Origin of the sequence: Alteromonas naphthalenivorans (genome assembly GCF_000213655.1) — a bacterium.
Lineage (GTDB): Bacteria > Pseudomonadota > Gammaproteobacteria > Enterobacterales > Alteromonadaceae > Alteromonas > Alteromonas naphthalenivorans.
Genome location: NC_015554.1, coordinates 1,997,451 through 2,009,568, shown reverse-complemented (window position 1 = coordinate 2,009,568; position 12,118 = coordinate 1,997,451). Strand labels below are relative to the sequence as shown.

The 12,118-nt window shown below is 43.8% G+C and carries 10 protein-coding genes; 1 reads left to right on the top strand and 9 read right to left on the bottom strand.

The features are described 5' to 3' along the window. From moeA to cmoA, 7 genes are all read right to left on the bottom strand, one after another. Positions 1-1,236: a molybdopterin molybdotransferase MoeA gene (gene moeA, locus AMBT_RS08755; protein WP_013784257.1), complete on the bottom strand. Its 1,236-nt coding sequence runs from the start codon at positions 1,234-1,236 to the stop codon at positions 1-3. Positions 1,237-1,386: 150 nt separating this feature from the next. After that, positions 1,387-3,141: a sugar phosphorylase gene (locus AMBT_RS08750; RefSeq protein WP_013784256.1), complete on the bottom strand. Its 1,755-nt coding sequence runs from the start codon at positions 3,139-3,141 to the stop codon at positions 1,387-1,389. 6 nt (positions 3,142-3,147) lie between these two features. After that, positions 3,148-4,371, bottom strand: coding sequence for a glycosyltransferase family protein (locus AMBT_RS08745; RefSeq protein ID WP_013784255.1), 1,224 nt, complete (start codon positions 4,369-4,371; stop codon positions 3,148-3,150). Positions 4,372-4,383: 12 nt separating this feature from the next. Continuing rightward, the gene (locus AMBT_RS08740) at positions 4,384-5,193 is read right to left on the bottom strand and encodes an HAD-IIB family hydrolase (protein WP_013784254.1); all 810 of its coding nucleotides are present in this window, start codon (positions 5,191-5,193) and stop codon (positions 4,384-4,386) included. Beyond that, positions 5,193-6,074: a kinase gene (locus AMBT_RS08735; protein WP_013784253.1), complete on the bottom strand. Its 882-nt coding sequence runs from the start codon at positions 6,072-6,074 to the stop codon at positions 5,193-5,195. Before AMBT_RS08735 ends, AMBT_RS08740 begins: the two co-directional genes overlap by 1 nt. Before the next feature lie 95 nt (positions 6,075-6,169). Beyond that, positions 6,170-7,153 (bottom strand): tRNA 5-methoxyuridine(34)/uridine 5-oxyacetic acid(34) synthase CmoB, encoded by a 984-nt coding sequence (cmoB, locus tag AMBT_RS08730; RefSeq protein ID WP_013784252.1) that lies wholly within the window; start codon positions 7,151-7,153, stop codon positions 6,170-6,172. Between the two features lie 169 nt (positions 7,154-7,322). Further along, positions 7,323-8,051: a carboxy-S-adenosyl-L-methionine synthase CmoA gene (gene cmoA / locus AMBT_RS08725; RefSeq protein ID WP_013784251.1), complete on the bottom strand. Its 729-nt coding sequence runs from the start codon at positions 8,049-8,051 to the stop codon at positions 7,323-7,325. Positions 8,052-8,227: 176 nt separating this feature from the next. Between cmoA and AMBT_RS08720 the strand changes: the two genes are divergently transcribed. Then, the gene (locus tag AMBT_RS08720) at positions 8,228-8,863 is read left to right on the top strand and encodes a response regulator transcription factor (protein ID WP_013784250.1); all 636 of its coding nucleotides are present in this window, start codon (positions 8,228-8,230) and stop codon (positions 8,861-8,863) included. Positions 8,864-8,965: 102 nt separating this feature from the next. Here the strand turns inward: AMBT_RS08720 and AMBT_RS08715 are convergent, their stop codons facing one another. Continuing rightward, positions 8,966-9,514, bottom strand: coding sequence for a CAP domain-containing protein (locus AMBT_RS08715; protein WP_013784249.1), 549 nt, complete (start codon positions 9,512-9,514; stop codon positions 8,966-8,968). Between the two features lie 130 nt (positions 9,515-9,644). Further along, the gene (gene fadE, locus AMBT_RS08710) at positions 9,645-12,107 is read right to left on the bottom strand and encodes an acyl-CoA dehydrogenase FadE (RefSeq protein WP_013784248.1); all 2,463 of its coding nucleotides are present in this window, start codon (positions 12,105-12,107) and stop codon (positions 9,645-9,647) included. Positions 12,108-12,118 lie beyond the last annotated feature (11 nt).

The window sequence follows — 12,118 nt, the reverse complement described above, 5'->3', positions numbered from 1 at the left end:
CTACAGATCCGATTCAGGTGAAAGTAAATCAAAAGGAATAACAGGCAGGGTTGTGCCTTTTTCAACATGACTGATGTCTTCGTGAATTATCATTAAACAATTTGCTGCGGTAATAGACGTCATGACACCAGAACTTTGTGTGCGAAACGGCGTTACCAGAAGGTTGAAGTTTTCATCGTAGGTTATCGTGGCACGCTGAAAATCCCGACGGCCAGCACGACGTTTAATGTCGCATGTTACCGTGGCATTAACGGTTAGCGGCTTACGAACTTGCTGTTCACCCTGCATTTTTCTGATTAACGGGGTAACAAGAAGTTTAGCGGTTACAAAGGCAGAAACAGGGTTACCAGGCAAACCACAAAACAAGGTATTGCCAATATGGCCTAAGGCAAAAGGTTTACCCGGTTTAATTGCCACTTTCCAAAAGTCGATACTACCTAAAGCGTCTATTACGTCTTTCACATAATCGGCATCGCCAACCGACACGCCACCACTACTTACCATCACATCTACCCGTTCGCTTGCTTCTTTGAACAGGGCGGTAAGTGATTGTTCATCGTCTTTTACTATGCCGAAGTCGATAATCTCTACGCCCAACTCTGAAAGTAGGGCACTCACACCAATACGATTCGACTCATATATTTGGGTAGGTAAGCAGGGTTCGCCAGGTTGAGCTAGTTCAGAGCCTGTGGCGACAACACCCACCTTAACTTGTTTTACTACGTCTACCGTAGTGAGCCCCTGTGAAGACAACAACATAAGGTGCTGTGGCTGTAATCGAATACCTTGATTTACCAGTGACTGTCCAATTTTAATATCCGCTTCTTTCTTGCGAATGTTTTCGCCACTAGACGGCAACTTATTAATAGTTACGCTATTGCCTTTGGTATGGGTATTTTCGACCATCACTACGGCATCGGCGCCTGGAGGTACTGGTGCGCCCGTCATGATTTTTATCGCGTGACCGGGTTTTAAAGGTTCGTCTTCGGCCATGCCAGCGGTAATGGTACCCTGAATAGGCATAAGCGTGTCTTCTCGACTATCAGCCGCATTAATAGCAAAGCCATCCATTGCCGAGTTATCCCACGGCGGCACAGATAAAGAAGCATGAACTTCAGAGGCGGTAATTCTTCCTAAGGCGCGACTTAACTCAATGGTTTCAGATTCACCCAAGATGCTCGTTGCATCAATTGCTTTTTCTAATGCGTGTTCTAACGATAACCATTTTGAAGACATGAAAACCACTCCCTAATTTGAGGGTGGTGATTATCACCTAAATGCGCCAATAAACCAATGTATTAGGCAATGACGATAAGGAAATTATAACAAAAACGGCGCTATAAGCGCCGTTTAGAAAAGGGTAATGAAGAGCTCAAGAATGTGAGGTTACTCAAAGTCTTGGTTGCTTATCCAAAGTACCTGGTAGGGCTTCAATTGCAAAAAGGCATCCGACAAGGCAATTTGCTGGCGAGTCACAAGATCTATCCAGTTATCAGTACCAATCAAATTGATATCTGACAGTAGAATAGTTTGCTCTTCATCCGACACATTACTAATGCAGAAGATACTTTGCTTTCTGTCTAAGCTTTGTCGCCAATAACCGAAAATACTTTCGTTAAGCTGCAACGTGAATTGCGTAGCATTCGGGTGGAATGCTGGCTGAGCTTTACGAATTCGAATTAACTGAGACAATCGCGTCAATACTTTGTGATGCTGAGAATAGGGCGAATCAAGCAAGGCTTCTAGCTCTTTGAAATCCCAACGTCTACGGTTGATTGAACGGTTTTGACCTGTATTAGCCACTTTTTCATAGTCGTTAGACGTACCTAATAAACTATGAATATAAATGCCTGGAATACCTTCCATTCCCAGCATAATGGCGTGCGCACAGATAAAGCGGTCTATCTGCCATTTATCCGGGCCTTTTGTTGTTCCCTGTAACGCATCAAATAACGTAATGTTTATTTCATAAGGCTTTTGTTGCCCATGATCAGACGCGCGCCACGAAATTTTGCCACCAAAGTTTTGCATGGTATGCACAAGTTCTGAAATTTCTTCATCGTCTAGCAACCCTTCGGCAGGGCGAAGGCCAATACCATCGTGCGATGCAATGAAGTTAAAGTATGCCGTACCGTTTTGCGCAGGTGGCATGCTCATCATCCAACTCTTTAAGTACTTACAATTACCCGTTACCAAGGTGTTGACCAATAGTGGTGGCAATGAAAAGTTATAAATAGCATGGGCTTCATTGGCATTACCGAAATAGGTCAAATTTTCCCTGTTGGGGATATTGGTCTCAGTAATGATAATAATAGACGGGTCGACATGTTCAATCAGCGTGCGAATTAACCTAATAACCTCATGAGTTTGAGGAAGGTTAATGCAGTTAGTGCCAACAATTTTCCACAAAAACGCCACCGCGTCTAAGCGGAATATTTTTGCGCCCTTGTCGATATACAAACGAATGATATCAATGAACGTAAGAAGTACCTTAGGGTTCCTGAAATCAAAATCGACTTGGTCATGACTGAAAGTACACCAAACATGTTTAGTGCCATCTTTGGTTTCTGTTTCACGCAATAAAGGCGAAACCCTAGGGCGGGTAACGATAGACAAATCGTCCGCGGGATCCCCAGTAAAGAAGAAATCTGAACCTGGACCTTCACCTTTGATGAAGTTATCGAACCATACACTGCGTGCAGAACAGTGGTTAATCACAAGATCAGTCATTAACCCGTAGTCTTTTGCAATGGCTTCAATATCGTCCCAGCTGCCCAAGGCTTCATTCACACTTGAATAGTCGATAACCGAAAAGCCATCGTCTGAACTGTATGGAAAGAAAGGCAGAATGTGCACATTATTGATAGTGTTCTTACTATAGCGATTTAAAAAGCGATTGAGGGTAACGAGCGGTCGTTCGTCGCCATCAATAACACTATCGCCATAGGTGATCATGATGATGTCATCCTCGTCCCAATAATTAGAATGGGATTGAGGAAGTGAAACATCTTCATCAGGCTTAATACCCATTGTCTCCATCAACGACATGGTTAAGCTTTCTAATGAATGCTCAAGGGGCACGTCAGCATAGATATATTCTAGATGGTGCTTCACTTTGTCATGGAGTACTTGCCATGTCATTGTCTATTACTCCATAAATTCTGCGGTGTCAGCTTCAACGGCCTCCAGCAAGCGCTCGAGAATATCTGGCACAGCGCTGGTTACTCGGTTCCAACTTGGAATGAAAGGGGTTTCCATTGGGTTTTCTAAAAAGTTCTGTCCAGCTTTCATGATGTTACTGGCGAACATTTCAACTGCTTTTTCTTCACTGTGAATATCAAGCGTAAGACCGTTCATGACTGCGTCGTTGTGATAGGTCTCAATAAAGTCTAGCGCAATTCTGAAATACGTAGCCTTGATAGAGCGGAACATCTCGTTACTAAAGGTATAACCTTGGGTAGCCAACTTTCTAAAGATGGCCTTAGTAATGTCGATAGACATTTTAGATAAGCCACCATGTTCATCATTAAGCGACAAATCTTGGTGCTTGTGATCGTAAATGTCGCAAATGTCGGCTTGGCAAAGGCGATTGTGCGAATAATTGCGATGCATTTCAGATAGTACGCCAATTTCTAAGCCCCAATCACTTGGAATGCGAATATCGTTTAGCACATCGCGGCGGAACGAAAATTCTCCGGCTAATGGATAGCGGAAGCTGTCCATAAACTCAAGGTATTCGTTGTCACCCATAATACGCTTAAGTGCGCGTAATAACGGCGTCACTAATAATCGAGATACGCGGCCGTTAATTTTACCGTTCGCTACACGGGCATAGTAGCCCTTACAGAACTCGTAGTTAAAATTCGGGTTTGCGACAGGGTAAATAAGCTTAGCCAACAAGTCTTTGTTGTACGTCACAATATCGCAATCATGCAGAGCAACAGACTCAGCACGGTTTGATGCTAAAACATAACCCATGCAATACCAAACATTACGGCCTTTACCCAACTCTTTCGGTGCAAGACCTTTTGATTGTAGTTCTTCATCAAGGGCTTTCAAGCGAGGACCGTCGTTCCAAAGCACGCGATGATGCTGAGGCAGTTTGTCGAAAAACTTAAGCGCATGTTTATATTGCGCCATATCAGCGCGATCTAGCCCTATCACGATTTCCGATAAGTAAGGTACGCCCGTTAATTCATCAACAATATGAGGTAAGGCATCACCTTCTAGTTCTGAAAAAAGTGATGGCAAGATAAGTGCCATGGGGCGTTTCTGTGAAAAGCGGAGTAACTCGGCTTCTAGTTCCTCTGTTGGTCTACGAGAAAGATTATGTAAAGTTGTAACCACACCGTTTTGATAAAAATCAGCCATGTGTCCTCCTGATTATAGGGAAAGCAATTGAGTTAGCATTTCGTTCCAGCCTTCTGGGCCAGGTAACGTGCTGGTATAAACCTCGTCTTTTTTAACAGAAGGCGGAGGATTTACCGGAGATAAAATTCGTATAGCGATATGTGCTGCTTCAAGCATAGCAATATCGTTTTTTCCATCGCCAAGGGCAACGGTTTTAACATGACTTTCATGTTGTCTTTGGTATTCAGCCGCTAGCCATTTAAGGGCTTGGCCTTTGTCGCAATTGCCAGATACATGGATAAATCGCCCGCCTTCTAGAGGATAGGCGCCACGGTCTTTAACTGCCGCAATAAATTTTTGTTTGTTTTCATCAGAACCAGTCCAAAGTACAGGTTCTCCAAATTGACGTTTAGCTGCTAGGGCAGCAGACGCTTCGTCTAAGCCTGTGCTGCTTTGAATTTCTTCTAAACTCATTTGCGAAAACTGTTTAAACTCACCTTCAAAATCTGCTTTGATTTTATCGAGAAGTTTAATCCAGTAATTTTTATTGGATATAAACGATTTACACCAGTAACCATCTACCCATACGGTTCCGCTAGGCTTCTTTTTGAAAAAACCATGTGGAATGAATATGGCAGCGCCGTTTTCAATGATGAATGGCCCAGTAAGGCCAATTTGCTCTCGCAAAGGCTGTAGCTCAGCAAAGGTTTTACTGGTGGTTGGAATAACCGGTATATCTCGTGACTCCAACGCTGTTAAAGCAGGTTTCGCCGCCTCAAAGGAGTAGGTATGGTGGTCTAACAGCGTGCCGTCCATATCGGTGAAAACTAGCGTTCTTGTCATTACTTTACTTCCTCGCCGGTTATAGTTCTTGTTTCATCTAGCGAATACACAGTGTCACACTTTGTAGGCAATGTTTTAAGTGCATGTTCGGTTAGTCGTTGGTAATTCTGAATAAACTGTGCAACTTGTTCATCGGACATTACCCCTGTAGAAGCGCCTTTGGTTGCTACAGCAAGTTTATGCTCTTGCTCTAACCGCCAGCGGTAAACACATTCAAACGAGGGGGCTTTTAACATAACCCGATAATCGATTTGATCAAACAAGCTTTGATAGTCGTTTGATAATTCAGTATTAACAAACGAACGCCAAATACCAAGTGGATCTTGGTTTTCTTCTAAACTATTTATGGGTTGCTTTATATCGGCAGCGTTTTGCGGTGTTACCCCAACACACCATCCTTCTAAAATAATGATATCTGGTGGCGCCGTCACTACAGGCCACTGATTAACGGGGAAGGGGTCGTCTATCGCTTTATTGAAACGGGGAAGGGCCACTTGGCCGCTGCCTTTAAGCTGCTTAAACGTATCAAGGGCAAGAGGCATATTGTGTGTACCGGGTACACCTCTGGTTGCAAGCAGCGGATGGACTTTTATCGATAGCGCATTTCGTTGCGATTTATCTAAATAAAAGTCATCAATAGAAAGGCAAACCACTTTTTTAGCGTAAATGCTGGTTAAATACGCGCTAACAAAATCAGTAAGCGTAGATTTTCCTGAGCCTTGGCAGCCGTTAATTCCGACCACCAATGGGGCTTTGATTGAATTTGCCGCACCGTCTTGGTGCTTAACTAACCGTTCGCATAATGGGATGAACCATTTTTGTGCAGTGTCCGCATACGTACTTGGTAGCTGATGTGTCTTTAAAAACCCATGTATGTCCATGTTGCAACCCTATTAAATGCAGAATACGTACATCATGGGGAATATAGGTTACAACATTTATGCCAACATAACGATTGCATTACATAGGGGTGAACTTATTTACGATTCGCGACAATCACGGCTCGTTGTGGTGCAGGATACCCCTCAATGGTGCGAGTAATATCTTCAGGGTCGAGAAAATCTTTCAATGACTGGCCTTCAATCCACTCAGTGGCCCGTTGTTCATCCAGCGTTGTGAAGTTCTTATCAACCACGCGGATGTTTTCAAACCCAAGACGCGCTAGCCAAACCGTTAAGGCGTCTGTACTAGGTAGAAACCATACATTGCGCATTTGAGCATAACGTTCTCCGGCCATTAATACGGTTTGCGCATCGCCATCTACCACTAAGGTTTCCAATACCAGCTCTCCACCTTTTCGCAGTTGATGCTTAAGTTGGGTGAGAAACTGAATAGGATCTTTTCGGTGATACAGTACGCCCATTGAAAAAACGGTATCAAACGCGTTCAATGGCTGCATTTCTTCAATACCTAGCGGTAAGAAGTGAATGCGATTATCAGCAATAAAGTGTTTGATAGCTTGAAACTGAATGAGAAAAAGCTGGGTGGGGTCGATGCCTACTACGCGAGATGCATCACACCCAAGCATACGCCACATGTGATAACCGCTACCGCAACCTACATCTAGCACGGTTCTGTCTTTAAGTGGCGATATATGCGGGGCAACCCTGTCCCATTTCCAATCTGAACGCCATTCGGTATTAACGTGAATACCGTGCATATGGAAAGGCCCTTTGCGCCACGGCATAAATTGTTGCAGCAACCCTAATATCTTCTTCTGGGTATATTGGTCTATATCATCCGCTGAACCAATTCGAACCTCATCAACAAGGGTAGTGGACGAAGGTGTCGTGGTTGGAATTTTTGCAAGTAGACGACACCACTTATCGAATTCACCGTGTTTCTGACTCTTTTGCCATTCATTCATTTGCGCAGGTAGGGTTTGTAGCCAATGCGCTAAAGGCGTATCTAAAATAGATTTGTAGCAGTCGTTAAACCACGCTGATTCTGGTTTCGTCATATTCTTCTCGGTATTCTTAATTGTGAATCTTAGTGTTCAAAATGATTCACAGTATTATGATTCACAGTATTTTTAATGCTAAATCACAGGTTGCTGGCTAGAAGTGCATTGGGCGTAGCTGCTCACTTAACCGCATTGCATTCTTGACTGTGATGCTCCGCGATGCCAACTACTTTATTGCAACCAGCGACGTAAAGTTAAAGCACTTAAACCACATCACCACATCTTTAAAACCAACGGACTTTAATCGCGTTTCGTGTTCGCTGAAGGTATCGGTTAGCATAACTTTCTCGATGGCGGCGCGTTTTTGACTTACTTCTAATTCACTGTAGCCATTGTCACGCTTAAATTGGTGGTGCAAATCTATCAGTAGTTCGTTGCCAGCCACGGTCGGGTGTTTAATTTTCTCTGAAAGAATTAAAACACCACCTTCATTTAAACCATCGTAAATTTGTTTTAATAGCGCTTCTCTATCAGCAGGTGGAATGAATTGTAATGTGAAATTCATGACTACCATAGAGGCGTTTTCTATTTGGGTATCTTGAGCGTTTTGCTGAATGATGGAAATTGGGTTTGGCAAATTGAAGGCTTGAACCATGCGTCGACAACGGTCAACCATGGCATCGGAACTATCTATACCAATTATTTCACAGGGCACATCTTGTGTAGCGCGAGCAACAGAAAAACTTGCTGCCCCCAAGGAACAACCAAGGTCATACACCCTAGTATTGGGTTGTACTTTTGTTTTCGCTAATTCGCCAATGGTATGAACAATAGTTTCATAACCCGGCACCGAGCGTTGGATCATATCGGGAAAAACGTCAACTACTGACTCATCGAAGGAAAAATCTGCTACCTTTTTAAGAGGGTTGGCATAAAGCCTGTCGTGTTTTTGCACAAAATGTACTCAGCTAGCGGGAATTTGGTCGGCAATTTTACCCTCACAAATTTAAATGCCAATGGAAAACAGTAAAAAAATCAAATAAAGCGGTGATTTTTAACGAATAGGGCTTTTAGAATTAAATCGGAAGTATTAACCTAGAGATATAAGAACTAAAGGAAGTAACAACGCTAATGACAAGAATTCTTGTAGCAGATGATCACCCATTGTTTCGTGAAGCACTCAGCGGAGCGTTAGGACCTTATTTTGAAAACGCGCAGATTCTTGAAGCCGGAAGCCTTGATGCTGCGCTGGCCGTTTTAAATGAATACGACGGCATTGAGTTGGTCTTACTCGACTTAAACATGCCAGGCGGTGAATATTTTAATGGCATTATTACCTTGCGTGAACAATATCCTAATATTCCTATCGGCGTAGTGTCTGGTAGCGATGCGGTAGAAGTGGTAGCACAGGTAATGAGCTTAGGCGCTCAAGGCTTTATTCCTAAGGTGTCAGCAACACGTGAAATGGCGCAGGCTATTGTGGACATCATTGCGGGTAAAAAATGGCTTCCTGAAGGTATGGAAGACGAACTTGAGAAAGTAGACGACGAATTGAAGTTGTTGCTTCAACGTTTCAGAGAGCTAACGCCTAAACAAATTCAAGTATTATCATTCCTACGTGCAGGCTTGATGAACAAGCAAATTGCCCACGAAATGAATGTAACTGAAGCGACGATAAAGGCGCACACCAGCGCAATTCTACGTAAGCTTGAAATCAATACGCGTACGCAAGCAGTATTGTTGATGGACAAGCTTCAACTAAGCTAGTCGTACAAGCAAGCGTTACACATTAAAAAAGCCGGTGTTGTTATTAACACCGGCTTTTTTGTTTCTGCAGTCATTACCGCAATTTTTAAGGGTAATAGTTCGCTATTGCATTGGGGTAATTTCACCATTTTCGGTAACAATGCCTAGCCCCTTATCGGGTACTTCACTAAATGGTTTCTGTTGTGCATCGCCACTTAGTTTAGTGATATAAATTACCCAGTATTCTACATGTGGCGTTTTATAATCTTTAATGAAGGCGATCCCAATTTCATTTTGTTCAGCATAAAAAGGAATTTCACCCAGCAAATGCTGTTTGTGGGAGAACGAACTTTTTAGTGCGTGCCACACCTTTTTCGCGGTTTGATAGCCGCCAGCCAACGCCTCAACCTGATTACTCATGGCATCGCCGTAATAGGAAGGAAGGGTTAACCCTGCGTCTCGCAAACGGCTATTAGGGCTGCCACCTAAGAAATGCGACACTAAGCCTTCTTCTGCCATGTCTTTTGCCTTTTGCTCAGCAATGGCAACCAGGGTGGGGTTACAGTGCATTTGGGGGCGCGCTTGGTTTTTATCATTCACAATAAGCCGAGCAAGTTTTTGGGCTTGTTCTGAATTACCACATTGAAAGGTGTCAGAAGGTAATGTAACCATTGGGTACTGCGATTCAGCATGAGCATGAGCATGAGCAGGGGCAGCCAGTAACAAAGCTAACCATAAAATAGCAGTGGATTTGATGCATAAAAAAAGGCCGCCGAAGCGGCCCTTTTTAGGGAGGATTAAGCTAAGCAGCTTTGCCTCCTCGTTTTTTTATTTCGCTAGAAGAGTTCACTTTAGCCACTAATTCTTCGTGGTCGAAATCGTCCACGTTAATGGTTCTCAGTCTTCCTGCTTCTGTACGACGAAGTAGGTCAGCTTCTTCTTCATTAATGATGTCTTCACTAAGCGCTTCATCTGCTAACGCCGCTAAACGTGTGAAAGGCAGTTTCGCTTTCTTATGTTTGCAAATGCGTTCGAAGATTGGCTCGGCTGCTAACACGTCATCAAGGGTTTGTTCTAAGTCACCGAACAAGTTACCTTCTTCACGAGATAGGTACTGACCATAACCTAAACGGCTACGTGCGCTACAAGGGGTTTGTAGCATTTGTGCAATAGTATGCTCGGTTTTGTCAGAAGGCTTACCAACGCGACGTCCAAACGGAATAACAAGACCACGAAGTACAACACCAATGGCTTTGTTAGGGAAGTTCGCTAAGAAGTCGTCAATCGCTGTTTCAATGTCATGCAAGGTGTTTTGCATTGCCCAATGAAGTAGCGGTAAGTCTTCTTTTAAGCGACCATCTTCGTCAAAACGCTTCAAGGTAGTACTACCTAGGTACAAGCCGCTTAAAATGTCACCTAAGCGTGCAGATAAGCGCTCACGACGTTTTAAATCGCCGCCTAACACACCCATAGAAACATCAGTAAGCAACGCTAGGTTTGCACTGTAGCCTTGTAACAGCTTGTAGTAGTGAGCGGTTTCGTCAGTGAAAGGCGCACTGCTGAATACGCCACTGGTTAGTGAGAACCAAACACTGCGAACCGTATTTGAAATGGCAAAACCAATATGCCCAAATACCGCTTTATCAAATGCGCTAATGCTTTCTTTTTTGTCTTCAATTGACGCGGCTTGAATTTCTTTCAATACGAAAGGGTGACAGCGCATTGCGCCTTGGCCGAAAATCATCATGTTACGAGTAAGGATGTTCGCGCCTTCAACCGTGATTGAAACTGGAACACCTTGGTAACCACGGCCCAAATAGTTATTTGGCCCAAGCATTACGCCCTTACCGCCATGAACGTCCATTGAATCGTTAATCACTTGACGCATTTTTTCGGTAAGGTGGTATTTACAGATTGCCGATATAACAGACGGCTTCTCACCCAAATCTACACCAACTGTTGAAAAGCGTGTTACGCCATCCATCAAGTAAGCATTACCACCAATACGGGCTAGCATTTCTTCTACGCCTTCCATATGGCCAACAGGCATACGGAACTGACGGCGAATACGTGCATACGCACCTGTAGCCAATGATACAGATTTAGCGCCACCAGCAGCAGAAGACGGTAGGGTAATACAACGGCCTACTGACAAACATTCAACCAGCATACGCCAGCCTCTACCAGCCATTGCTGGGCCACCGATGATGTAATCGATTGGAACAAAAATGTCGTTACCGCGAATAGGGCCGTTTTGGAACGGGGTATTCAGCGGGAAGTGACGACGACCAATTTCTAGGCCTTTTGTATCGCGAGGAATAAGTGCACAAGTGATACCTGGCTCTTTATTCTCACTTAACAAACCGTCTGGATCTTGAAGTTTAAACGCTAGACCGATAACTGTCGCCACTGGCGCAAGGGTAATATAACGTTTGTCGAAGGTTAGGCGCATACCTAGCACTTCTTCACCGTTCCATTCGCCTTTACATACCACACCAACATCAGGAATAGCGCCAGCATCAGAACCCGCTTCAGGGCCCGTTAATGCAAAACAAGGCACTTCTTGACCTGCCGCTAGGCGAGGTAAGTAATGATCTTGTTGTTCTTTTGTTCCATAGTGCTGAAGTAGCTCACCGGGGCCTAACGAGTTAGGAACACCAACCGTACTTGAAAGTACTGCGCTAACGCCAGCAAGCTTTTGAAGAACACGAGACTGTGCGAACGCTGAGAACGCTAGGCCGCCGTATTCTTTTTTAATGATCATGGCAAAGAACTTATGTTCTTTAAGGAATGCCCAAATTTCAGGAGATAAATCGGCATCTTTATGGTTAATTTGCCATTCATCTACCATTGAGCACACTTCTTCAACCGGTCCGTCTAGGAACGCTTGTTCCTCAGCCGTTAAACGACCTTTAGGAATGCGGTGAAGTTTTTCCCAATCAGGCTTACCACTGAAAATATCACCGTCCCACCAAACTGTTCCTGCATCGATTGCTTCTTGCTCGGTGCTAGACATTTCTGGCATTACCTTTCGGTAAAACGATAATAATTTTTTAGTGATGTGTTGCTGACGAATATTAGAAAGGGTAAACGGCAGCGTAAATGCTAGGAATACAATCCAACCAAGTAAACCAATATCACCAAATAGAGTCCCTAAAATCATGACCCCACCAGCGATACACACTGCTGTTACTAAGCTGGTACGTTGATAGCTGGCAACTGCCAAAGCTAACACTACCAGTAAAAACCAAATAAAATCTGCCATACTTCGCTCCT